20 protein-coding genes are annotated in these 22521 nt (G+C 73.3%); 12 read left to right on the top strand and 8 right to left on the bottom strand.

Annotated elements, in window-relative coordinates:
- The first annotated feature begins 8 nt into the window (after positions 1-8).
- Entirely contained in the window at positions 9-455 is a 447-nt protein-coding gene (locus AB0E07_RS04740) for a GNAT family N-acetyltransferase (RefSeq protein ID WP_362246406.1), read from the top strand.
- A 143-nt stretch (positions 456-598) separates the two neighbouring features.
- A complete protein-coding gene (locus tag AB0E07_RS04735) occupies positions 599-1999 on the top strand; it encodes a PAS domain-containing protein (protein WP_362246404.1) in 1401 nt (466 codons plus the stop codon).
- 60 nt (positions 2000-2059) lie between these two features.
- Here AB0E07_RS04735 and AB0E07_RS04730 read toward each other — a convergent pair whose 3' ends face one another.
- Positions 2060-2815, bottom strand: coding sequence for an SIS domain-containing protein (locus AB0E07_RS04730; protein WP_362246402.1), 756 nt, complete (start codon positions 2813-2815; stop codon positions 2060-2062).
- Between the two features lie 328 nt (positions 2816-3143).
- On the opposite strand from AB0E07_RS04730, the gene AB0E07_RS04725 reads away from it, so the two are divergent.
- Positions 3144-3836: a metal-dependent transcriptional regulator gene (locus AB0E07_RS04725; RefSeq protein WP_362246400.1), complete on the top strand. Its 693-nt coding sequence runs from the start codon at positions 3144-3146 to the stop codon at positions 3834-3836.
- Positions 3837-4277: 441 nt separating this feature from the next.
- On the top strand, positions 4278-5153 hold the full coding sequence (locus tag AB0E07_RS04720; protein WP_362246398.1) for an alpha/beta hydrolase: 876 nt from the start codon (positions 4278-4280) through the stop codon (positions 5151-5153).
- 293 nt (positions 5154-5446) lie between these two features.
- Here the strand turns inward: AB0E07_RS04720 and AB0E07_RS04715 are convergent, their stop codons facing one another.
- The 3 genes from AB0E07_RS04715 to AB0E07_RS04705 all read right to left on the bottom strand — a co-directional run bounded on the left by AB0E07_RS04715 (position 5447) and on the right by AB0E07_RS04705 (position 8608).
- The gene (locus AB0E07_RS04715) at positions 5447-7087 is read right to left on the bottom strand and encodes a transporter (RefSeq protein ID WP_362246396.1); all 1641 of its coding nucleotides are present in this window, start codon (positions 7085-7087) and stop codon (positions 5447-5449) included.
- Complete coding sequence (locus AB0E07_RS04710; protein WP_362246394.1) at positions 7084-7854, bottom strand: ABC transporter ATP-binding protein; 771 nt, start codon at positions 7852-7854, stop codon at positions 7084-7086. The genes AB0E07_RS04715 and AB0E07_RS04710 overlap by 4 nt, the downstream gene beginning before the upstream one ends.
- A gap of 94 nt (positions 7855-7948) precedes the next feature.
- Entirely contained in the window at positions 7949-8608 is a 660-nt protein-coding gene (locus AB0E07_RS04705; protein WP_362246392.1) for a bifunctional DNA primase/polymerase, read from the bottom strand.
- 300 nt (positions 8609-8908) lie between these two features.
- On the opposite strand from AB0E07_RS04705, the gene AB0E07_RS04700 reads away from it, so the two are divergent.
- On the top strand, positions 8909-10294 hold the full coding sequence (locus AB0E07_RS04700) for a transcriptional regulator (protein WP_362246390.1): 1386 nt from the start codon (positions 8909-8911) through the stop codon (positions 10292-10294).
- A gap of 200 nt (positions 10295-10494) precedes the next feature.
- Positions 10495-12087 carry a hypothetical protein gene (locus tag AB0E07_RS04695; protein WP_362246388.1) on the top strand — a complete coding sequence of 531 codons (1593 nt, stop codon included), beginning with the start codon at positions 10495-10497 and terminating at the stop codon, positions 12085-12087.
- Positions 12088-12119: 32 nt separating this feature from the next.
- On the opposite strand, the gene AB0E07_RS04690 is transcribed toward AB0E07_RS04695, so the two are convergent.
- Positions 12120-13427 (bottom strand): ABC transporter substrate-binding protein, encoded by a 1308-nt coding sequence (locus AB0E07_RS04690; protein ID WP_362246387.1) that lies wholly within the window; start codon positions 13425-13427, stop codon positions 12120-12122.
- A 117-nt stretch (positions 13428-13544) separates the two neighbouring features.
- On the opposite strand from AB0E07_RS04690, the gene AB0E07_RS04685 reads away from it, so the two are divergent.
- Both AB0E07_RS04685 and purU read left to right on the top strand, forming a co-directional pair.
- The gene (locus AB0E07_RS04685) at positions 13545-14045 is read left to right on the top strand and encodes a hypothetical protein (protein ID WP_362246385.1); all 501 of its coding nucleotides are present in this window, start codon (positions 13545-13547) and stop codon (positions 14043-14045) included.
- A 47-nt stretch (positions 14046-14092) separates the two neighbouring features.
- Positions 14093-14974 carry a formyltetrahydrofolate deformylase gene (purU, locus tag AB0E07_RS04680; protein WP_362246383.1) on the top strand — a complete coding sequence of 294 codons (882 nt, stop codon included), beginning with the start codon at positions 14093-14095 and terminating at the stop codon, positions 14972-14974.
- A 180-nt stretch (positions 14975-15154) separates the two neighbouring features.
- Here the strand turns inward: purU and AB0E07_RS04675 are convergent, their stop codons facing one another.
- Together AB0E07_RS04675 and AB0E07_RS04670 are read right to left on the bottom strand one after the other, a co-directional pair.
- On the bottom strand, positions 15155-16489 hold the full coding sequence (locus AB0E07_RS04675; RefSeq protein ID WP_362246381.1) for a zf-HC2 domain-containing protein: 1335 nt from the start codon (positions 16487-16489) through the stop codon (positions 15155-15157).
- Positions 16486-17055, bottom strand: coding sequence for a sigma-70 family RNA polymerase sigma factor (locus AB0E07_RS04670; RefSeq protein ID WP_362246379.1), 570 nt, complete (start codon positions 17053-17055; stop codon positions 16486-16488). The genes AB0E07_RS04675 and AB0E07_RS04670 overlap by 4 nt, the downstream gene beginning before the upstream one ends.
- Positions 17056-17368: 313 nt before the next feature.
- On the opposite strand from AB0E07_RS04670, the gene AB0E07_RS04665 reads away from it, so the two are divergent.
- Together AB0E07_RS04665 and AB0E07_RS04660 are read left to right on the top strand one after the other, a co-directional pair.
- A complete protein-coding gene (locus AB0E07_RS04665; RefSeq protein ID WP_362246377.1) occupies positions 17369-17749 on the top strand; it encodes an STAS domain-containing protein in 381 nt (126 codons plus the stop codon).
- A gap of 142 nt (positions 17750-17891) precedes the next feature.
- The gene (locus tag AB0E07_RS04660; protein WP_362246375.1) at positions 17892-18404 is read left to right on the top strand and encodes an EF-hand domain-containing protein; all 513 of its coding nucleotides are present in this window, start codon (positions 17892-17894) and stop codon (positions 18402-18404) included.
- On the opposite strand, the gene AB0E07_RS04655 is transcribed toward AB0E07_RS04660, so the two are convergent.
- On the bottom strand, positions 18388-19965 hold the full coding sequence (locus tag AB0E07_RS04655) for an AMP-binding protein (RefSeq protein ID WP_362246373.1): 1578 nt from the start codon (positions 19963-19965) through the stop codon (positions 18388-18390). The genes AB0E07_RS04660 and AB0E07_RS04655 overlap by 17 nt on opposite strands.
- A gap of 122 nt (positions 19966-20087) precedes the next feature.
- Between AB0E07_RS04655 and AB0E07_RS04650 the strand changes: the two genes are divergently transcribed.
- Positions 20088-21224 (top strand): acyl-CoA dehydrogenase family protein, encoded by a 1137-nt coding sequence (locus AB0E07_RS04650; RefSeq protein ID WP_362246371.1) that lies wholly within the window; start codon positions 20088-20090, stop codon positions 21222-21224.
- Positions 21225-21226: 2 nt separating this feature from the next.
- On the top strand, positions 21227-22090 hold the full coding sequence (locus AB0E07_RS04645; protein WP_362246369.1) for an acyl-CoA dehydrogenase family protein: 864 nt from the start codon (positions 21227-21229) through the stop codon (positions 22088-22090).
- Positions 22091-22521: the final 431 nt, after the last annotated feature.

The following is a 22521-nucleotide window of genomic DNA, read 5'->3' as shown; positions in this document are numbered from 1 at the left end:
CGGTCGGTGTGGATGATCTTCGTGTCGTGGTGGTGGACGGCGAGCGCCTGCGGGAGCAGTGGCGGTACGTCCACAACGTCGTCGTGCCGCCCGACGAGCTGAGCGCCGACGAGGTGCGGGAACGCGTGGGGCGGCACCGCCTGGAGAACGCCTATCTCGGGGACGTGCTCGTCGGGTGCTCCACCGTGCGGCCGCCGGACGGGGAGCGGGGTGTCGCGACGGTGATCGCGCGCGTGCTGCCCGAGTACCGGGGGCGCGGGATCGGGGCGGCGCTGTACGAGCACTGTCTGGCGCGGGCGTTCGCGCTGGGCGCGCGGGAGGTGCGGACGGTCGTGCTCGCCGCGAACGCCGACGGTGTGCGGTTCGCTCGGAAGCGCGGGTTCGTCGAGGTGGAGCGGTACGTGGCGCCGGAGGACGAGACCGAGGTGTGGCTCACGCTGAGGCTTGAGTCATGAGTGGTACGACGGCGTCGGTCCACAACGATTCCCGCAATCTTGCGGGAACCCGCTGTGTGCTGCGTCACGTTCGAGTTGAATGATTGTTAGTGGGCGAACAGCCGCACCACAGGCGTGCGGACGCGGCTTGGCAGGGGGTCCAGGTGAGTGCTTCCCGGCGTAGTGGGACCACCGACGAGCTGGGGCCGGACGAACCCGAGGGTGCCGGTCCCGAGGGCTCGGGCGGCTCCGATCTGCTCGCCGCGCTGCTCGACGGCATGGACGCGGCGCTGTGCGCCTTCGACGCCGACGGGGTCGTCACCCACTGGAACCGTGAGGCGGAGCGGATCCTCGGCTGGACCGCGGCCGAGGCCGTGGGGCGGCCCGGTTTCGCCGGGTGGGCGGTGCGCAGCGCGGACGCCGAGGAGGTCGAGGGGCGGCTGATGTCCGCCATGGAGGCCCCCGGACGCCAGGTGCACGAGTTCGCGCTGCTGACCAAGGACGGCGGCCGGGTCCTGGTGCGGACCCAGTCGGCCGCCGTGCGCGGGCCCGACGGCAAGCCCGCGGGTGTGTACTGCGCTTTCAGCGAGGTGCACGCGCAGATCGACCTGGAGCGTTCCATCGCGCTCAGCGAGGCCCTCTTCGAGGACGCCTCCTGGGGCGTCGTGCTGGTCGACGCCGACCTGCGCCCCGCGGTGGTCAACGCGCACGCCGCCCGGTCGCTGGGCATCGGCCGTACGTCCGTGCTGGGCCGCCCGCTGGGCGAGCTGCTCGCCCAGGGCGTGGAGGAGCTGGAGGCGGCGCTCACCCATGTGCTGGCGGAGGGCGCGCCGCCCGCGCCCGCCGAGATCTGGGTGAGTGTGCGGGCCGCCGAGGGCGAGCAGCGGCGCTGCTGGCGCTGCGGGTTCGTCCGGCTGGCCTCGCCGCTCGCGGAGGAGCCGGTGCCGCTGGGTGTGGGCTGGCTCTTCCAGGACGTGACCGAGGCCAAGCAGGCCGAGCAGGAGGCGGCGCTGCTGCGGTTCCGGGGCAATCAGACGCACCGGGCCGCACGGGCGGCGGCTGAGTGCGAGGACCCGGTCGAGGCGGCCACCGTGCATCTGGACTTCGCGCTCGCCGGATTCGCCGACCACGCCCTGGTCGACCGGGTGGCGGGCGGTCCGCTGGGGGACGCGGACGCGGCCGGTCCGGTCCGTCTGGTCAGAACGGCGGCCACCCCGTCAGGTCCGCCCGGACCCAGCCTGCCCACGGGCGCGGCGGGCCTGCCCGTGCGCTACCCGGAGGGGCATCCGGCGCTCCAGTGCGTGGCGCGGGCCGGCTCGGTGCGGGCCGGCGTCGGCACCGTGCCGCCGGAGCAGGCGCGGATCTGGGCGCAGGCCCGCCAGTGGCCGTCGGACTCGGTGCACGCGCTGTGCGCGGTGCTGCGCAGCCGGGGCCGGACGCTGGGGGTGGTGACGTTCCTGCGCGGGGGCGGGCGCAGCGCCTTCGAGCGGTCCGACGCGGTGTACGCGGAGGATGTGGCCGCGCGCATCGCGGCGGCCCTGGATCTGGCGGATGCGTCCGGCTGACGGCGCGTTCGTCCTGAGCGCGTTCGTTCCGGGCGCGTTCGTCCTGGGCGCGGTGGGCCGTCAGCGCCGGTAGAAGATCCGGTCGCCGTACTCCTCCATGACCCGTCCGTTCCACTCGTGGCCGCCGTCCACGTTGCCCGAGCGCAGCAGCGGCGGTTCGATGCCCCGGTCCGCGAGGGCGCCGGCCGCGGTGGCCAGGACGGCCTGGAGCAGCGCGGAGGTGACGACGGTGGACGCGGGCGCGAACGGCGCGGGGACGGTGTCCAGGGTCAGCTCGGCGTCCCCGACGGCGATCCGGGAGTCCAGGACGAGATCGCAGTGGTCCTTGAGATAGGTGCCGGAGGCGTGCCGGGACTTGGTCTCGGTGGCGTAGGCGACGGACGTCACGCCGATGACCTTCACGCCGAGCGCGCGGGCGTTCATGGCCATCTCCACGGGCAGCGCGTTGCGCCCGGAGAGGGAGATGATGATCAGGACGTCGCCGGCGCGCAGGGGCGAGCTGTCCAGCACGGCCGAGGCGAGCCCGTCGACGCGCTCCAGGGCCGAGCCGAGCGTGGCGGGCATCACATCGACGCCGACGACGCCCGGCACGGCGAGCAGGTTCATCAGGGCCAGTCCGCCCGCGCGGTAGACGACGTCCTGGGCGGCGAGGGAGGAGTGTCCGGCGCCGAAGGCGAACAGCCGCCCGCCGTTCTCGACGGTGTCGGCGAGCAGTTCGCCGGCCGCCTCGACGTGCTCGCCCTCCTCGTCGCGGACCGTCCGGAGCAGCTCGATCGCGGCGTCGAAGAACTGGCCGGCCAGCTTGCGGTCGCTCATGCGCGGGGCCCCTTTGCCGTGCGGAGTGCGGTGGCGGATGTGATCTGTGTCGCGGATCACCGTGCGGTCTGGACCACTGCGGTGTCAATACGGCGGTGGGGTGGGTCGCGGCGTGTCCGGCGGGCCTGAGGGAGCCGGACGGACGGGACCGGGGGAGCCGGGCCGCCGGTGCCGGGGGAGTCGTACGGGCCGCTCGCCACACGTGCGAAACCCGTTGGTTTCAACGGCGCGGCACGGTTGTCAGCGCTATGCGTCAGAATTGAAGCCAGGGCCAGCGCACGCGCCGCGAAGCTGTCGCGCTTCCGGCAGATCTCATCGAGGGGCACGTATGTCCGGACTGATCGACACCACGGAGATGTATCTCCGCACCATCCTCGAACTGGAAGAGGAAGGGGTGGTCCCGATGCGCGCCCGGATCGCCGAGCGACTCGACCAGAGCGGGCCGACGGTCAGCCAGACGGTGGCCAGGATGGAGCGTGACGGTCTGGTGTCCGTCGCCTCCGACCGGCATCTGGAGCTGACCGACGAGGGCCGCCGGCTCGCCACCCGCGTGATGCGCAAGCACCGGCTCGCCGAGTGCCTGCTGGTCGACGTGATCGGCCTGGAGTGGGAGCAGGTGCACGCCGAGGCCTGCCGCTGGGAGCACGTGATGAGCGAGGCCGTGGAGCGCCGCGTCCTGGAGCTGCTGCGGCACCCGACCGAGTCGCCGTACGGCAACCCGATCCCGGGCCTGGAGGAGCTGGGCGAGAAGGACGGTGCCGACCCGTTCCTGGACGAGGGCATGGTGTCGCTGGCGGACCTGGACCCGGGGCTTGAGGGCAAGACCGTCGTGGTGCGCCGGATCGGGGAGCCGATCCAGACCGACGCCCAGCTGATGTACACGCTGCGGCGGGCGGGCGTGCAGCCCGGTTCGGTGGTGAGCGTGACGGAGTCGGCCGGCGGCGTGCTGGTGGGCAGCGGCGGCGAGGCGGCCGAGCTGGAGTCGGAGATCGCCTCGCACGTCTTCGTCGCCAAGCGCTGAGTTTGCCCGGTCGTCCCCGCGGGGTAACTCCTGTTGTTGCAGGGGTGGTTGGGGCAACCGGCGTGATCCCGTCGAATCGGGGGTGCAGTCCGTCGAATCGCAGCGCTCCGGCGCTTCGCGTGCAAGGCTGTCGCGTGGGGCATATGACCTGAGGGGGCGGAGAGATGCGCCGCAGTCGTGTGGAGGGCCCCGGCGCCTTGCGGCGCCGGGGCCTGTCCTCCCCTGTGCTGACCCGGAGCCCCGAGCTCCCAGGGTCATTCCCCTCGGACCGTTTTCCCCGAGCGGTCCGCCTCCCGTTGAAGATCTCCCCTCGGGTGCGGCGGTCAATCCTTGAGGGAGGTCACTCGAATGAGGGGTGTTGTCGGGCGAGACGCCATTTTCGAATAGGGGTTCGATAATCTGCGGGGCAACGGCAGGCGGAGCTCTAGGGGGGTGCCACCTATGGCACGGCGCATCGACGTGACCGGGACGGGCGGGGTGCCCCTCGCGGCCTGGGAGTTCGGCGACCCGCCCAAGACCACCGACCGGGCGGCCCACGAGGGCGAGCCGGGACACGGTGTGCTGTTACTGCACGGGCTGATGGGCCGGGCCTCGCACTGGGCCGCCACGGCCCGCTGGCTCTCCGAGCGGCACCGCGCGGTCGCGCTGGACCAGCGCGGACACGGCCGCAGCGGCAAACCGGCCGAGGCCGCGTTCACGCGCGAGGCGTACGTGGACGACGCGGAGGCCGCGCTGGAACAGCTCGGACTCGGACCGGCCGTGCTGATCGGGCACGCGATGGGCGCGCTGACCGCCTGGCAGCTCGCCGCGAAACGCCCCGACCTGGTCAGCGGCCTGATCATCTGCGACATGCGGGCCTCCGCGCTCGGCGCGGCCTCCCAGCGGGAGTGGGCGGACTGGTTCAAGTCCTGGCCCGTGCCCTTCGCGACCCTCGCCGACGTGCGCAAGTGGTTCGGCGAGGACGACCCCTGGGTGGAGCGGCCCAACCCCGCGCGCGGCGCGTTCTACGCCGAGGTCATGCAGGAGTGCGAGGACGGCTGGCGGCCGGTCTTCGAGCCCGAGCAGATGCTGAAGTCCCGGGAGACCTGGGTGTACGACGCGCACTGGGAGGAGCTGGCCCAGGTCCGCTGCCCGACGCTGGTGGTGCGCGGCCTGGACGGGGAACTGGGCCGGGCCGAGGCGCAGGAGATGGTGCGGGTGCTGCCCAGCGGGGAGTACGCGGAGGTCGCCGACGCCGGGCACCTGGTCCACTACGACCGGCCCGAGGCCTGGCGGGCCGCCGTCGAACCGTTCCTGGACGCGGTCCGCACCCGCTGACGGGCGCCGCGCCCGCGCCCGGACCTCTCGCCGGCCCCCGGGCCCCTCCGCCCGCGTACGGACCCCGCCCCCGGGCCCCTCGCCCGCGTACGGACCTCTCGTCGGCCCCTGGGCCCCTCGCCCGCGTACGGACCCTGCGCCCGCGCCCGGGCCCCTCGCCCGCGTACGGACCCTGCGCCCGCGCCCGGACCTCTCGCCCGCCCCCGGGCCCAGCGCCCGCGTACGGACCCCGCGTACGGACCCTGCGCCCGCGTACGGACCCCGCGTGCGGACCCCGTGCCCGCATCAGGCCCTCAGCCGCGGCTCACCGCCGTCAGGATCTCCGGCAGCCGTTCCGCGGTCCGGGGCGCCGCCAGCCGCAGACCGGCGACCGTGATCCCGGCCCCGTAGGCCGCCCCCACCGGAAGCAGCAGCCACGCCCAGTCCTCGCCGTCCGCCGAGACGTTCAGCCAGATCGTCAGCGCGATGACCGGGGCGCACAGCAGCGCCGCCGCGACCATGCCGCCGAAGATGGAGATCCAGGCCAGGCCGGCCTGACCGGGCGCCACGTTCTTGTAGCCCTCCTGTGGAATGGAGTACGGGAACCGGGCCGAGGTCCAGGCACCCGTCGCCAGCATCGCGCCGAGCAGGGCGAAGGAGAGGCCGAGCGCCTCCGGCAGCCGGGCCCAGTCGCCGAGCAGGGCCGCCGTCAGGACCGTCACCAGCGCCGCGTACGGCAGGGTGATCACCAGCAGGGCCAGCGCGCGGGCGCGGAGTTCGACATAGGCGTCCCGGGCGGTGGCGATCGTCGTCGCGACCATCCAGAACGCCGAGGTGTCCTGGCCGAACTGGTTGTACATCAGGATCCCGAGCATCCCGGCCGCGAAGCAGGCGAAGTAGATCGACCCGGTGCCCTGCACGGCGTTGAAGACCGGCACGATCAGCCCGATGGCCAGCGAGGTCACCCAGGCCGCCTTGGTCTTCGGATCCCGCCAGATGTAGCGCAGGCTGCGTTCCATGACCGTTCCGGTGCGCCCGCCGGGAAGCAGCCGGCCCAGGCCCGTGGAGCCGCGTACCACGGTGTCCCCGGCCGGCTGGAGGGTCGAACCGTCGGGTTCGGTCATCAGCCGCGTCAGATGACGCGCCCACACGGCCACCAGAGCCGCCAACGCGAGCGCCGAGAGCGCGAGTTGCGCCAGCGCCATCCCGTACGAGCCGTCGCTCGCGGAGTCCGCCGCGCCGATCGCCGACGCGGGCGGCACCCAGCGCAGCACGTCCGCGGCCGGGTCGAGCTGCCCGAGACCGGACGAACCGAGCCGCTGCGCGCCGAAGTTGACGACCTGCGCGCCGATCGCGATGACCAGCCCGCTCAGCACCGCCAGATCGCGGCCCTTGCGGCTGGTCAGCAGCCGGGTGTTGGCGGTGGCCACGGCCCGCGCGAGGGCCACGCACACCAGCAGCGCCAGGACCGTCCCGACGGCGCCCACCACGAGGGCCGCGGCGCCGTGCGCCACCGCGATCATCGAGCCGGCCAGCAGACAGAGCGTGAACAGCGGCCCGATGCCGACCAGGGAGGCGGCCAGCAGGGCGCGCACCAGGGGGCGGGGCCGCAGCGGCAGCATCACCAGGCGGGTCGGGTCGAGGGTCTCGTCGCCGCCGGGGAAGAACAGCGGCATCACCGCCCAGCCGAGCGCCAGCACCGCCACCAGCAGGACGGCCACCGAGGCGGCGTGGGCGTGTCCGCGCAGCGCGATCAGTCCGATCAGCTGCGCCGCGGCGAACAGCAGCGTGAGGACGGCGGAGGCGATCCAGGCGGCCCGGCGGCCGGTGGACTGGCGCAGCCCGTTGCGCAGCAGCGACAGCTTGAGCCGGACCAGGACGGCGGTGACCGAGGCGGCGGGCGGAGCCGTGACGGGGGCCGGCGCCGGCGCCGGGGCCGGGGCGGGGGCGCTCACCGGGCCCCGCCGCCCAGCCAGTCCAGGCGCGTACCCGCGTCCCGCTCGTGCGCCCCGACCAGCTCCAGGAACGCCTGCTGGAGGGAGGGCGCGGTGCCGCGCACCTCGGTCAGGGGGCCGTGCGCCCGGATCCGGCCCGCCGCCATCACGGCCACCCAGTCGCACAGCGACTCGACCAGCTCCATGACGTGGGAGGAGAAGACGACCGTGGCGCCGGAGGCGGTGTACCGCTCCAGCACACCCCGGATGGTCTGCGCGGAGACCGGGTCGACCCCCTCGAACGGCTCGTCCAGGAAGAGCACTTCGGGGTTGTGCAGCAGAGCGGCGGCGAGCCCGATCTTCTTGCGCATACCGGTCGAGTAGTCGACGACCAGCTTGTGCTGGGCCCCGGCCAGGTCCAGTACGTCGAGCAGTTGGGTGGCCCGCTTGTCGACCTCCGTCCCGGGCAGACCGCGCAACCGGCCCGTGTACGCGAGCAGTTCGCGTCCCGAGAGTCGTTCGAACAGGCGCAGGCCCTCCGGCAGCACCCCGATCCGCGCCTTCACGGCCACCGGATCCCGCCACACGTCGTGCCCGACGACCTCGACGGAGCCCTGATCGGGGCGCAGCAGGCCGGTGACCATGGAGAGCGTGGTGGTCTTCCCCGCTCCGTTCGGCCCGACCAGACCGATGAACTGCCCCGCGGGCAGCTCCAGATCGATCCCGGCCACGGCGATCTGCTGCCCGAACCGCTTCCAGAGTCCACGTACACGCACGGCCGACGTCATGGAAGCCAACCTAAGGGGCGCGGGGCCCCGCCGACATGCGTCAGCGCCGCGCGGGCCCGCTCGCACCGCCCGCGCGGCGACGGTTCGGTACCCGCTACCGGTCCCGGCCGCAGGCGTAGGCGAGCGGTGAGATCAACTCCTCCGCGTCCGGCAGCCACCGGTTCGCGGGCGTCGGACGGCAGGCCCACTGCACGGCCCCCCGGGACCCGAACCGGGTGGGCGGCGCGGCCACCCAGCCGCCCTCGCCGAGCGCGTGCAGGTCCAGGGAGGCGGGCGCCCAGCCCAGCTTCCGCACCAGGTCGGGCACCTTCGCCGAGGCCCCCGGCAGCACGAAGAAGTGCATCCGCCGGTCCGGGGTCAGCGTCACCGGGCCGAGCGTCAGCTCCATGCGCTCCATCCGGGCCAGCGCGAGGAACCCGGCCGTCTCGGCGACGGAGATCGCGTCGAACGTGCGCCCGGTGGGCAGCAGGATCGAGGCGAGCGGCTGCTTCGACCACATCCGGCGGGCCACGGTCGCGCTGCCGGTCGCCTGGGTCGCCCAGTCCGCGCGCGCGGGATGCGCCCCCGGCGCGTCGCACGCGGCGTCGTCGCACGAGCAGTGCTGTGTCCCGTCGACGGCTTCCAGCCAGGTGCCGGGGAACACGTCCCAGTGGCGCTCCTCGGTGTAGCGAACGGCGGTCTCCAGCAGCGATTCCCCCCGCTGCTGGGGAATCTGGGCGGCGTCAGTGCTCGCGATCGTCTCTTCCACGCACATCACAACTCCCGCACCCACCTCGGGTTACGCCTGAAGGCCGTCTCGGACGCGCGCGGGGGAGGAGCATCGATTCGGCAACTGGGGCGCATGGGTGCACGTGCGGGGGCGCGCGGGAGGATCGGCGGCGGGGGCTGGGTAGCCAGGAGTGGGGTCGGCTTCCGGCTTTACCCCGGCAATCCTCGTATGTCTCGCATTGTCGGTATGTCCGCGGGGCATTGATCTTCACGGCCGGATCCGTTCGGTACGAAGACCAGTCAACTCGGTGCGTGGGCAGGCACCGCAGCCACAGGGGGTACGCCAATGGCCGCAAGGCCTCTCGTCGCGCGACAGCCGAACGAACGGCTGCAGGCGCTCATCCAGGAGGCGGGCTGCTCGAACGCAGGGCTCGCCCGCCGGGTCAACATGTGCGGTGCCGAACACGGCCTCGACCTGCGCTACGACAAGACGTCCGTGGCCCGCTGGCTGCGGGGACAGCAGCCGCGCGGGCGCGCCCCGGCGATCATCGCCGAGGCCCTGGGCCGCAAGCTGGGCCGTACGGTCACGATCGACGAGATCGGCATGGCCAACGGCAAGAACCTGGCCTCCGGAGTGGGGCTCCAGTTCTCGCCGACGGTCCTCGGCGCCATCGAGCAGGTGTGTGAGCTGTGGCGCAGTGACGTGGGCCGCCGGGACTTCCTCTCCGGCTCCTCCGTCGCCGCCTCCGCGCTGGTGGAGCCCAGCCGGGACTGGCTGATCTCCGCGCCCGACTCCCAGGTCGCGCGGGCGGCGGGCCCGCGCGTGGGCCCGTCCGACGTGGCGGCCGTCAAGGCGATGACCCAGGCCCTGGTCGACCTGGACCACCGGCACGGCAGCGGGCATGTGCGCCCGGTCGTCGTGCACTACCTGAACAGCGTCGTCTCGGGCCTGCTGGCCGGGTCCTACCGGGAGGCGGTGGGACGCGAACTGTTCGCCGCCGTCGCCCGACTGACCGAGCTGGCCGGCTACATGGCCATCGACACCGGCCAACCCGGCCTCGCCCAGCGGTACTACATCCAGGCCCTGCGGCTCGCGCAGGCGGCCGGGGACCGCGGCTACGGCGGCTACGTCCTGGCCGCGTCGATGAGTCATCTGGCCGCGCAGCTCGGAAACCCGCGTGAGATCGCCCAGTTGGCGCGGGCTGCGCAGGAGGGGGCGCGCGGCCGGGTCACCCCCCGCGCGGAGGCGATGTTCCACGCGGCGGAGGCCCGGGGGCACGCGCTGATGGGCGACGCGCGGGCGGCGCAGCTGGCGTCCGGGCGGGCGGTGAGCGCGCTGGAGGCGGCGGATCCGGCGTCCGGCGACGACCCGGCGTGGATCGCGCACTTCGACGAGGCCTATCTGGCCGACGAGTTGGCGCACTGCCACCGCGACCTCGGGCAGGCCGAGGCGGCGGCGCGGCGGGCGGAGGAGTGTCTCGCGGGGCTGCCCGCGACGAAGGCCCGGCGGCGGGCGATCGGCTATGTGCTCCTCGCCACGGCCCAGGTGCAGCAGCGGGAGATCGAACAGGCCTGCCACACCGGGCTGAAGGCGGTGGAACTGCTGGAGACCCTGCGCTCCAACCGGGGCGCCGAGTACCTGGAGGACTTCCAGCAACGCCTGGAGCCGTACCGGGAGGAGCCCGTGGTAAGGGAGTTCGGGGCGCGGCTGGAACTTCGGGCGGCGGCGTGAAAGCAGCGGCCACGCGGCCGTGAACACCGGGCAAACGCAGGTACGGCGGGGGAGAGGGGGAACACACCGGGAGTGGGGGACCGCGCTGTAACGGCGGTCACAGGGACGGGCGTAACCGCCTGAGCTGCGTGGCACGCGGCTCGCGGGACCCGGTAGCGTGAGCCGACGATTCCGAAGGTCCCCCATTCGTAGGAGTCCCGGTGACGCAGAGTGGACAGGGCGAGGAGCCCTCGGCGCGGCCCGCGCGCGAAGGCATCGTGCTGCCCTCCGACGGAGGCGAGCCGCTGCTCCCGGGCATGACGGGCCCCGTCGGTCCGCCGCACGCCCGTCCGGCCCAGCCGCCCGCCCCGGCGGCCCCGCCGGGCGGTCAGTCGTGGAACGGCTCCTGGGGGCCCGAGCAGCAGCACCAGCAGCCGGCGGCACCCGCCGGCGGGCAGGGCTGGAGCACCCCGCCCGCCCAGCCCTGGGCGGAACCGCAGCAGTCCGCGGACGCGTGGGGCACGCCGCCCGCCGCGTCCCAGCCGCTCCCGCCGGAGGGCGCCCCGGCCCCCTCCTACGGCACCCCGCCCGCGGGCGGCCCGGACTACGGCGCGCAGGGCTACGACACCCCCGCGCAGGGCTACGACACTCCCGCGCAGGGTTACGGCACCCAGGGCGCCGCCTTCCCGCCCGCCGCCCCCTACGGCGCGGACGGCGCCACCCAGTACATACCGCCGGTGACGGACCTGCCCGGCGCGGACGGCGCCACGCAGTACATACCGCCGGTCGTGGACGACGGCGCGACCCAGTTCATACCGCCGGTCGGCGGCGGTGCGCTGCCGCCCGAGATCACCCCCGAGGCGCCCGGCGAGAGCACCACGGTCCTCGGCCGGGTCCGGCCGCAGGCGGCGCCGGCCGCGGACGCCGAGGCCACGCAGTACATCCCGCCGGTGCCCGCGGGCAGCGGCGAGCGGCAGCCGCCCGCGGAGTTCGACAACCTCTTCCGCAGCGAGCCCGGCGGCGAGTCGCCGGCCGGGTCCACCCAGCAGCTCCCGCGCTTCCAGCAGCCCCAGCCGCAGCCGCAGTCCTACGGCGGCGCGCGGCAGCAGCAGGGCACGTTCATCCCCCGGCGCGAGACGGAGGACGACGAGCCGCGCCGCTCCGGCGGCCGGACCGGTTCCCGGCTGCCGCTCTTCGCGGCCGTCGGAGTGGGCATCGCCGTCGTCGGCATCGGCGCCGGGGCGCTGCTGGCCGGCGGTGGCGGGGACGACGGCGGGGACGACAACAAGACCGTCGCCGCGACCGCCCCGGCGAGCGAGTCGCCCTCCGCCTCCGCCTCGCCGTCCGCCGACCCGGCCGAGCAGCAGGCCGTGGAGCTGGACAAGCTCCTCGCGGTCAGCGGCGACAGCCGGACCATGGTCATCAACGCGGTGGCCGACGTGAAGGCGTGCAACAACCTCAGCCAGGCCGCGAAGGACCTCAGGGACGCGGCCAAGCAGCGCAACGACCTGGTGACGAAGCTGTCCGGTCTGTCGGTGGACCAGCTGCCGCAGCACACCGAGCTGACCACCGCCCTCACCGCCGCCTGGCAGGCGTCGGCGTCGGCCGACAACCACTACGCGGCCTGGGCCGACCAGGTCGCGCAGCGCAAGGACAAGCTCTGCAAGAAGGGCCAGGCCCGCTCCACGCCCCAGACCCAGCAGGGCAACACGGCCAGCGGCACGGCCACCACGGAGAAGGGCAAGGCCGCCGCGCTGTGGAACTCGATCGCCAAGTCCTACGGCCTCACCGAGCGCCAGCCGACCCAGCTCTAGGCCGGGCCGGCCGGGGCCGGCGGGTCGGGCGGTCAGGCCAGGTCGGCCTGGAGCAGGGTCTTCGTCACGTCGATGAAGCCCTTGCGGGCCGCCACCAGCCGCCCGTCCCGGACGACCTGGAGGGTCACGTCGGCGTTGACCAGCTGCGGCAGGCCCACCGAGGCGAGGCTCTCGGAGTGCTCCCAGCTCAGCTTCGGGGTCAGTCCGCCGGTGCTGATCTGAAGACCGTTGTCCAGGGCCCGGCGGACCGCGCGCGCGGTCACCGGGTCGTCGCCGATGGACTCGACCACGGCCTTGAGGACGGTGTAGGCGATCCAGGTCGTCTGCACCCCGGCGTCCGAGGGGTCGATGCGGTTGTCGCCGAACGCGTGCTTGCTGATCACTTCCTTCAGCCCGTCCCAGCGCCGGTCGCTGGAGACCGGGTACCAGCCGGTGATGTACGCGCCCTCGTACGGGCCGGACTTGCCGCCCGAGGCGTCGATCACGGTCTGGTCGACGCTGCCCAGCACGGTGGCGGTGCGCACGTCGGCGGACTCCTCGCGCCCGCGCCGGAAGGAGTCCATGAAGGTGCTGGTGCGGTCCCCGAGGGCGGGCACCACACAGCCGGCGTTCGCCGGGTCGCTGGTCGTGTAGGTGAGCGCCTGCTGCGAGTGGGCCGAGTACTCGGTGGCGTCCTCCGCCGCGAGCTGGTCGGCCGCGTCGGCGTGGCCGCCCGCGGAGAGCCCGGAGTTGAGCAGGGCGGGCAGCTCGTCGCCGGCGATGCTGTCGGGCCGTACCAGGGCGACGGGCCCGCACTCCTCGGCCAGCTCCCGGCCCAGGCCCGCCAGCAGGCTGGGCTGGCCGCCGTTGACGGGGTAGGACAGCGGGCTGGTGAACTCGGCCCCGGTGACGCCGTAGCCGCCGATGTAGGGGATGCCCGCGCTCTCCAGCGTGGGGAAGAAGGAGTCGGCGTGCTGGCTGTAGGAGCCGACGACGGCGACCACCTTCTCGTCGACGGCGCGCTCGGCGCACTTCGCCGCGGAGACGCTGTCGTTGTGGTCGTTGCAGTTCAGGACCCGGAGCTTGCGGCCGTTCAGCCCGCCCTGGGCGTTGATCGAGCGGGCGTAGGCCAGGGCCAGTGCGGGCATGCCCGGCTTGTTGGTGGCCTTGGTGTCCTGGGGCGCCCAGGTCATGACGGTGATGGGATCGTCCCCGGCGCCCCCCGTGACACCGGGGATGACCCCGCAACCGACGGTGAGCGACGCACACGCGATCAGTGCCGCCAGTTTTCCTGCGGTGGCCCTGAAGGGTTGCGCGAACGCGGGGAGGTGGGTATTGCGTATGCGACGCCTGCCGGTCATGGACACGCACGATTCCGTCACATCACTAACCGGGGAGTTACCTTCGGTCAACGGAAGGTGACCTGAAGGTGAATTACGGGGGCCCGTGAGTGATCGCGGAGTGAGAACGTACGATCGATGACCGTGCAAGGTTCGGAGAACTCTTCCCGTCGCGGCCGTCGCTCCTCCACCATGGGCGGCATGCCACTGAACGACATGCCGTGGTGGCGCTGGCGCAGCAATGTGCGCTCCGCGCTGCACATGCTCTCCGACCCCGGGTTCCAGCGGGACGTCTGGCTGGCCGGCGTCGACGGATACGGAGACGTCACCGACGCCGTGTACCGCCTCGTCGAGGACACCTGGCTCGACAACTGGTCCGCCGAGAAGTACGTCGGCACGATCTTCCGTGACTCGCAGGAGGCGGCGCTCGTCGACACCGCCGTGCTGCGGGTGCTGCGGATCATGCACCAGGTCGGGCCGGACGCGCCGGTCGCCGCGTATCTGGAACACCAGGGCTGGCCGGACGCGGTGCGTGCCGCGCGGGACGCCCATGTGCGGATGGCGGCGAGCGACGGGGACGAGGCCGACGCCCCGCCGCGCACCCTGGAGGTGCTGAGCATCATGACGAGGTCCGCGTAGCGGGACGGCAGTGATCGGCGGACGCCGGTTGTGGGACCCTGTCCTGCATGAACGAGCAGCCCGACCGAGTCGCGGTCACCCCCGACCAGTACGTCCTGACGCTGTCCTGCCCCGACAAGCAGGGCATCGTGCACGCCGTGTCGAGCTACCTCTTCATGACCGGCTGCAACATCGAGGACAGCCAGCAGTTCGGGGACCACGACACGGGTCTGTTCTTCATGCGCGTCCACTTCTCGGCGGATGCGCCGGTGACGGTGGAGAAGCTGCGCGCGAGCTTCGCGGCGATCGGTGACTCCTTCCAGATGGACTGGCAGGTCAACCGGGCCGACGAGAAGATGCGCGTCGTCCTGATGGTCTCCAAGTTCGGGCACTGCCTGAACGACCTGCTCTTCCGGGCGCGGATCGGGGCGCTGCCGGTGGAGATCGCCGCGGTGGTCTCCAACCACACGGAGTTCGCCGAGCTGGTGGGCTCGTACGACATTCCCTTCCACCACATCCCGGTGACCAGGGACACCAAGGCGCAGGCCGAGGCGCGGCTGCTGGAGATCGTGCGCGAGGAGAACGTCGAGCTGGTCGTGCTCGCCCGCTACATGCAGGTGCTCTCGGACGATCTGTGCAAGCAGCTCAGTGGGCGGATCATCAACATCCACCACTCGTTCCTGCCGAGCTTCAAGGGTGCGAAGCCTTATCACCAGGCGCACACGCGGGGTGTGAAGCTGATCGGGGCCACGGCGCACTACGTGACGGCGGACCTCGACGAGGGGCCGATCATCGAGCAGGAGGTCGAGCGGGTCGGGCACCAGGTCACTCCGGACGAGTTGGTCGCGGTGGGGCGGGACGTGGAGTGCCAGGCGCTGGCGCGGGCCGTGAAGTGGCACGCCGAGCGGAGGATCCTCCTCAACGGCCGCCGCACGGTCGTCTTCGCCTGACGCCCGGCGTCCCGGGGGTTCGCGTTCACCGGCGACCGCGGGCCGTCCCGCGCCGCTCGCGCAGTTCCCCGCGCCCCTGGGCGCCTGGGCGCGGGGGCGCTGACGAGGCGCGGTCACCGGGCGTACCCAGGGGCGCGGGGAACTGCGCGATCGGCCACGACGTGCCCGCGGCCGACGGCGTTACATCCGGCTCAGGGACGCCGTGGCGAACAGGACGTCTCTGATGGCGGTCCGGTCGCCGGACTGGCCCGCCGCCGCTTCCGCCGGAGGCACATGGCCCGCGGCCAGCTGGCAGAACTCCACCCCGTCCAGCGCCACATGCGCCACCTCGTGCTCGGCGGAGCCGACCGCCGCCGGGGAGTCCAGCGGGATCAGCCACTCCCCGCCGCCCGTCCCCTCGATCTCCAGCCGCACGCTGCGACCGGGCCGCCCGGCCGTCCCCAGGTGGCGGCCGGGTGCCGGGGCGGCCAGCCCCAGCTGCCGGCGCCGGGCCAGCACACCGGGCAGTATCCGGGCCGCCAGGTCGATCATGTCGTGCAGATGACGCCCCGAGGGCGGCCCGTACGGGTAGTCGACCGCGTCCGCGATGTCCTCCGCGTGCACCCAGCACTCGAACGCCCGGTCCAGCAGCGCGTCGTGCAGCGGCAGCTCGAAGTCCCCGTAGGAGATGGGCAGTCCGCCCTCCCGGCCGCCGGTGAAGGAGGCCGTGCGGACCAGGTCGTGGCTCTGCTCGCGCCAGGGCCCCCGCACCGACCGGGTGGGCGGGAAGTGCGAGGCGCGCCAGTACGCCTCGGTGCGGGAGGCGGGCGTGGGGCGCTCGGCGGGCACGTCGCCCAGCGGGTCGTCCAGACCGAGGCCGACCGCGAGCAGGCCGTCGACCGTCATCAGGTGGGCGATCACCCCGGCGACCGTCGTACGGCGGCTGGTGGGCTCGTCCGACTCGAACCATCTGAGCCTGACGGGCGCGTGCCACTCGGCGTCCCCGAAGTCCTGGAGCAGCGCGTCGAGACGCGCGGTCTCGGCGTCGTAGGCCGCCGCCCAGCGGGGGACCGGGATGCGCGGCGGGCGGCGTTCCAGGCAGCTCTCCAGGACCCGGGTGCGCAGCGCGGGGTCGAGGTCGAGGCTCTCGGCCGGGTGCAGCAGTCCGACGGCCTCGCGCAGCCGCAGCGCCTCGTCCGCGCAGGGGCCGCAGTCGCCGAGGTGGGCCTCGACGGTGAGGGTCTCCTCCGGTGAGCAGGCGGCCAGCGCCCACGCGCCGAGCAGTGAGGTCAGCACCCTGTGCTCCAGGACCAGCGGGGCCGGCGGGTCGAGGTCGGGCAGGGGCCTGCCGGTGTCCTCGACGGAGGCGCGGGGCAGCGGTATGCGGGGCGGCCGGACCGGGCCGCTTCCCGTGCCGTCGCCGGGGCCGTCACCGGCACCGCCACCGCTGTCCTCGGAGTGCTCGGAGTGCCCGGAGTCATCGGGCTTCTCGGGTTCGTCGGGACCGTCGTACGCCTCGTACCTGCCGGTGCTCACACGGCACCCCCGTATCCCGGCGGGGCGCCGGCGTCGTGGGCGGTGGAGAGCAGCTGGAGGCCCAGGCGCAGCCGGCGGCGGGCCTCGTCCTCGGTGACGCCGAGGTCGGCCGCGGTCTGCCGGTAGTCGCGGCGCTGGAAGTACGCCAGCTCCAGGGCGGCGCGCAGCGGCACCGGCATGGCCTGGACGATGTAGTCGGCGCGGGCGGCCACCGAGGCGTGCCGCACCTTGCGCTCCAGGTCCTCGGCGGTGCCGTCGCCGCCGACGAGGGCGGCGGTCTCGGTGGCGCGCAGCCGCCGTACGGCGAGGCGGTGGGTGAGAGCGGCCACCCAGGAGCGCAGCGGGCCCTGCTTGGGGTCGTAGGCGTCGGGGTGTTCCCAGACGTGGGTGAAGACCTCGCGGGTGATGGCGTCGGCGCCGCGCTCGTCGCCGAGGACGGTGTGGGCCAGTCCGTGCACCAGGGAGGCGTACCGGTCGTAGAGCTCGCCGAGGGCGGCGGCCTCACCGCGGGCGAGTCGCTGCTGCATCTTGCGGTCCCAGCGGGGCGGTGCGTCCTTCTTCGCCATGCGGCCCCCTCACGTCACCCTGCCTGTGCCCTGGTCAAGCCTGCTCCCACTGTCTCCTCGAATGTAGTCGGCACCTCTGACGGCGCACGCCCCTTTGTTGCAATGTGCGCCCCCAGGAGGGCCCGGGGTGATAGGGAACCGACGTCTACCCCGTACACAGCTGATCGAACAAGACCGAAGGTGATGGAAACAAGCCTCCTTGCGCCCTTTTCGGTTTTCAGGGCGGAGTTTCAGGGCACAGCCGCTGGGCAGCCGCGCTGCAAGGAAGCGTAGGGACAGCTTCCGGTTGCGGGGGTTCCGGCGAGCGAAGGGCATGGCGGTGGCGTTCAAAGTGACCTGCGGCGAGCAGGACGGGTGGGCCGTGCTGAGGGTGTCGGGCGAGCTGGACCTGGTGACCTCACCCGTGCTGCGCCAGCGCGTGCACGACGAGGTGGCCGAGGGTCGGCACAGTCTCGTGCTGGACCTGTCGGAGGTCTTCTTCTGCGACTCCAGCGGGGTCGGCGTGCTCATCGCCGCCCGGCGCCTGGTGCGCTCCTGCCGGGGCCGGCTGCGCCTGATCCTGCCCGCCCAGGGCGCCGTGGAGGGCTCCCACGTCAACCGGGTGCTCGGTGCCCTCGGCGTCCGGCGCCTGTTCGACGTCCACCCCGACCTGGACTCGGCCACCGACGAGGCGGCCGGACCGCTGTCCGCGTAGCGACCTGCCGGCGCGCCACACCGTTGTCCCGAAATTCCCCCGGTCTTGGCACAACCGTCGCCTTCTCGCTCCCGGACGGCCCCGCACGTCGTACGCTCCCTGCCAGACGTACCCCACGTGACGCAAAGGTGGCACAAAAGACATGGTCAGCAGCGAGTACGAGCGCAGGATCGCGGCCCGGTTCGCCACCTTCGACCAGGACGGCAACGGCTACATCGAGCGCGAGGACTTCAACGCGGCGGCCAGGGCCCTGCTGACGGAGTTCGGCACGCCGGCCCGGTCCGACAAGGGCCAGGCGCTGTACATCGGCGCCGAGGCGTTCTGGCAGGGCATGGCCGGCATAGCGGACCGGGACGGCGACCAGCGCATCAGCCGGGACGAGTTCGTGGGCGGCGCGGTCAAGCGGCTGCGCGACAACCCCGACCGGTTCGCCGAGATCGCGCGCCCCTTCCTGCACGCGGCCCTCGCGGTGGCCGACGCGGACGGCGACGGAGCGGCCACCCTCGACGACACCGCGCGCGTGCTGTCCGCGCTCGGCGTGCCCGCCGACGTCGCCCGCGCCGCGGCCGCCACGCTCGACGCCGACAGCGACGGCAGGGTGGAGGAGTCCGAGGTCGTGACCGCCTTCGCCCGCTACTTCACGGTCCCTGAGTAGGACTTCCCTGAGTAGGACTTCCCTGAGTAGGACTCCCCGGAGCCGGACGTCCCGGAGCGGCGCTCCCCGAGTAGCGCTCCCTGAGCTTGTACTTGAGCACCTTGCGCAGCGCGTCGTTGCGCGGCAGGGCGTCGACCACCTCCAGCTGCTCCGGCAGCTTGTGCGCCGACAGCCCTGCCGCGCGCAGGTGCTCCGTGACCTGCGCGAGGCTCAACCCCGCCGCCCCCGGCGGCTGTTCGACGACGGCGCAGACCCTCTCCCCGCGCTCGGCGTCCGGCAGGCCGATCACCGCCACGTCCGCCACCGCCGGGTGCCGGTGCAGCAGTTCCTCGATCTCCTTCGCGGAGATGTTCTCCCCCTTGCGGATGATCACGTCCTTCAGCCGGCCGGTGAGCACCAGGTACCCCTCGTCGGTGAGGTGCCCCAGGTCGCCGGTGCGCAGGAAGCCCTCCTCGTCGAAGGCGGCCGCGGTCTGCTCCGGGTCCAGATAGCCCCGGCAGACCGCCTCGCCGCGCAGCCGGACCTCCCCGTCCACGATCCGGATCTCCATCCCCTCGGGCGGCCGCCCCTCGGTGCCGGCGAGCAGTTCGGGGTCGTCGGCGGGGTCGCCCATGGTGATCATCGGGACCTCGGTCATGCCGTAGCCGTGGCTCAGCCGCACCCCCATCTCGCGGACCACGGCGTGGTGCAGTTCCGGCGGCTTGGGCGCCCCGCCGCCGGCCAGCAACCGGAGGGTGGGGATCACCTTCTCGCCGGGCCGCTTGCGCTGCTCGGCCAGGAACATCGAGTAGAACGCGGTCGAGCCGCCCGCCGTCGTCACCCCGTGCCGCCGGTACTCCGCGAGCGCCTCCGGCAGCGCGAACTTCTCGAACAGCACGGCCGGGAACCCGTACAGCAGCAGCATGACCAGGTAGTCCGGGCCGCCGATGTGGGCGTAGGGGAAGGCGATCGAGCCGACGTCGGAGGGGGCCGGGCGCAGCGCGTGGGCGAGGCAGGAGCCGCCCGCGATCAGTGAACGGTCGGTGTGCAGCACGCCCTTGGGGTCCGAGGTGGTGCCCGAGGTCCAGTAGATCCAGCGGACCGAGGTGCCCTCGGCGGGCGGCGCGGGCAGTACCCGCGGATCGCCGTCCGGGAGCCGGTCGTACGTCTCCAGGACGTTCTTCGCGCCGAGCCGCCGGGCCAGCGCGGTGTGGTCGTAGCCGCGCCAGGTGCCCGGTACGGCGAAGTACTCGGCCCTGGACTCGCGCAGCACGAAGCCGACCTCGCGGTCGCGGTGGAAGGGGATCACCGGGGACTGCACGGCGCCGAGACGGGCCAGCGCGAGGGAGAGCACGACCGTCTCGATCCGGGTGGGCAGTTGCCAGGCGACGACCGTGCCGGGGCGCACCCCGAGCCCGTACAGCCCGGCCGCCGTCCGCTCGGCCCGCCCGCGCAGGGCGCCGAAGCTCACCGAGCGGTCCTCCTGGAGGAGCGCGGGCCGGTCCGGGGTGCGTGCGGCGCGCAGGTCGAGCAGGTCCCACAGGGTCCGGGCGGCGCTCGGGTCGGGTGCGGTGTCGGTCACGGCGGTGACCCCCTTTGCTGACGGTGTGTCAGATCGTGCGCAGAGCGTAGGGCGCCCCGCCTTGTCGGTCCAGGGGTGCGGGGCTAGCCTGAGCTGACGGATCGTCAGATCGGAGACTCCGGATGGACCTCGCGTACACGCCCGAGGAGGAGGAGTTCCGGGCGCGTCTGCGGCAGTGGCTCGGCGAGGTGCTGCCGAAGCTGCCCGACCCGCCCCCGCCCGCCGACTGGCCCGCCCGGCGCGCCTACGACCTCGGCTGGCAGCGCATGCTCCACGACGCCGGGTACGCCCACGTCCACTGGGACGCCTCCCCGACCACCCGGCTGATCTACCTGGAGGAGACCGAACGCGCGGGCGCGCCCTACGTGGGCGCCAACTTCGTCGGACTCCTGCACGCCGGGCCCACCGTCGCCGCCGAGGGCACCCCCGAACAGCGCGAGCGCTGGCTGCCGCCGATCCTGCGCGGCGAGGAGGTCTGGTGCCAGGGCTTCAGCGAACCCGGCGCCGGCTCCGACCTCGCGGCCCTGCGCACCCGCGCCCGGCGCGACGGCGACGACTACGTGGTCACCGGATCCAAGATCTGGACCTCGCACGCCGAGGTGGCCGACTGGTGCGAACTGCTGGTCCGCACCGACCCGTCGGCCCCCCGGCACCGCGGCATCAGCTGGCTCGCGCTGCGCATGGACGCGCCCGGCGTGACCGTACGGCCGCTGCGCACCCTCGCCGGGTCCACCGAGTTCGCCGAGGTCTTCCTCGACGAGGTGCGGGTGCCGGCCGCCCACCGGGTCGGCGAGGAGAACGACGGCTGGCGCGTGACGATGGTGACGCTCTCCTTCGAGCGCGGCACGGCCTTCGCGGGCGAGGTGGTCGCCTGCCGCCGGGTGCTGCGCGAACTCGCCGCCGAAGCGCGCGCCAACGGCCGCTGGGACGATCCGGTGCCGCGCCGCCGGCTCGGGCGGCTGAACGCCGAGTTCCGGGCGCTGTGGCGGCTGACGCAGTGGAACGTGAGCGAGGCGGAGGCGGCCGGGACCGGTGTGCCGGGCGTCGGCGGCTCGCTGTTCAAGCTGCGCTACTCGCACGCCCGTCAGGAGCTGTACGACACCGCCGCCGACGTCCTCGGCCCCGACTGCCTCGACCTCGGCCGCGCCTGGGTCCTCGACCGGCTGTCCTCGCTGTCGTACACCATCGCGGCCGGTACCTCGCAGATCCAGCGCAACATCGTGGCCGAGCGGATCCTCGGACTGCCGAAGGGATCATGAGCATGCGCTTCCGACCGACCGCGGAACAGCGGGCGTTGCGGGCGGGCCTGCGGGAACTGCTGGAACGGCGCCTGGGCGAAGGGCCGCCGCCGCCCGGACCGGGGCTCGACCGCGCCCTGTGGCGGGAGCTGGGCGGCGCCGGGTTCTTCGCGCTCCGGCTGCCCGAGGCGGACGGCGGCGTCGGACTCGGGCTGCCGGAGGCGGTGCTGCTGTTCGAGGAGACCGGACGGGCCCTGCTGCCGGGCCCGTTGATCCCGACCCAGCTGGCGGCGGGCACGGTGCCGGGCGCGGCCGCCGGGGACACCGTCGTGACGGCCGTGGACGGCGCCCTGGTGGAGTGGCTGGCGGAGGCGGACGTCGTGCTCGGGGACGCCGAAGGGGCCGTCCCCCTGCGCTCGGTGGACCCGCTGACACCGCTGCACCGGCTGCCCGGGGCGCCCCGGGCCGCTCCGGGCGGACCCGAGGCGGCCCTGCTGACCGCCGCCGAACAGCTCGGCACCGCGACACGCGTGGGCGAGCTGGCCGTGCGCCACGCCCGGACCCGGGAGCAGTTCGGCCGGCCGGTCGGGGCCTTCCAGGCGGTCAAGCACCTGTGCGCGGACATGCTGGTGCGGGCGGAGACGGCCCGCGCGGCCGTGTACGCCGCCGCCGTGACCGGGGACCGTGCCGACATCGCCGCCGCCCGGCTGCTCGCCGACGAGGCCGCCGTGCGCGGCGCCCGCGACTGTCTCCAGGTGCACGGCGGGATGGGCTTCACCTGGGAGTGCGAGGTGCATCTGCATCTGAAGCGGGCGTGGGTGCGGGCGCAGCGTGGCGGTGGGGGTGCGCAGAGTGAGGAGTTGCTCGCCGCCGACCTGGTCGCTTGACCTTCGACAACGCCTCTGGCCTGCGCTTCCGGTGGTGCGGCAGGGAGTGATGTCGCGGATTGTGGCATACCGGAACTACGGAGCGTTGATATCGGGTTGTGTCCTACGTGTGACTCGTCACGGCCTGGAGTCGGTGTCCGGCTCCGGTACCTTGTGTGGGATGCGAGTGGTTCCGAGGCCGAGCCATGCCGGAGTTGCCCCCGAGGCGGCTCCGGATCCGGCGATGCGCGCCGGTCATCGCAGGGTGGGCGCGGTTTCGCGGCCCGTCTGTTCGACTCCCCGTCAAGAGCGTCGCACAGTATCCCGCACGGGTACTCCTTCGCGCTGGAATATGCCCGAAGCGCTTGTTGGGGTGACTGTACGTCAACCATGCTTTCTCGTAAGGGATTCACGTTCCGTGATCCTGGCTCCGGCCATTGTCCTGGTCATGC

Source organism: Streptomyces sp. NPDC048002 (genome assembly GCF_040653275.1).
Classification (GTDB): Bacteria; Actinomycetota; Actinomycetes; order Streptomycetales; family Streptomycetaceae; genus Streptomyces.
This window is presented reverse-complemented; position numbering and strand designations above follow the sequence as displayed.

Excerpts from the sequence above, each read along its gene's own strand:
- AB0E07_RS04730 (WP_362246402.1), bottom strand. The coding sequence starts at position 2,815 with ATGAGCGACCGCAAGCTGGCCGGCCAGTTCTTCGACGCCGCGATCGAG.
- AB0E07_RS04725 (WP_362246400.1), top strand. The coding sequence starts at position 3,144 with ATGTCCGGACTGATCGACACCACGGAGATGTATCTCCGCACCATCCTC.
- AB0E07_RS04720 (WP_362246398.1), top strand. The coding sequence starts at position 4,278 with ATGGCACGGCGCATCGACGTGACCGGGACGGGCGGGGTGCCCCTCGCG.
- AB0E07_RS04710 (WP_362246394.1), bottom strand. The coding sequence starts at position 7,854 with ATGACGTCGGCCGTGCGTGTACGTGGACTCTGGAAGCGGTTCGGGCAG.
- AB0E07_RS04705 (WP_362246392.1), bottom strand. The coding sequence starts at position 8,608 with ATGTGCGTGGAAGAGACGATCGCGAGCACTGACGCCGCCCAGATTCCC.
- AB0E07_RS04700 (WP_362246390.1), top strand. The coding sequence starts at position 8,909 with ATGGCCGCAAGGCCTCTCGTCGCGCGACAGCCGAACGAACGGCTGCAG.
- AB0E07_RS04690 (WP_362246387.1), bottom strand. The coding sequence starts at position 13,427 with ATGACCGGCAGGCGTCGCATACGCAATACCCACCTCCCCGCGTTCGCG.
- AB0E07_RS04685 (WP_362246385.1), top strand. The coding sequence starts at position 13,545 with ATGACCGTGCAAGGTTCGGAGAACTCTTCCCGTCGCGGCCGTCGCTCC.
- purU (WP_362246383.1), top strand. The coding sequence starts at position 14,093 with ATGAACGAGCAGCCCGACCGAGTCGCGGTCACCCCCGACCAGTACGTC.
- AB0E07_RS04670 (WP_362246379.1), bottom strand. The coding sequence starts at position 17,055 with ATGGCGAAGAAGGACGCACCGCCCCGCTGGGACCGCAAGATGCAGCAG.
- AB0E07_RS04665 (WP_362246377.1), top strand. The coding sequence starts at position 17,369 with ATGGCGGTGGCGTTCAAAGTGACCTGCGGCGAGCAGGACGGGTGGGCC.
- AB0E07_RS04660 (WP_362246375.1), top strand. The coding sequence starts at position 17,892 with ATGGTCAGCAGCGAGTACGAGCGCAGGATCGCGGCCCGGTTCGCCACC.
- AB0E07_RS04650 (WP_362246371.1), top strand. The coding sequence starts at position 20,088 with ATGGACCTCGCGTACACGCCCGAGGAGGAGGAGTTCCGGGCGCGTCTG.
- AB0E07_RS04645 (WP_362246369.1), top strand. The coding sequence starts at position 21,227 with ATGCGCTTCCGACCGACCGCGGAACAGCGGGCGTTGCGGGCGGGCCTG.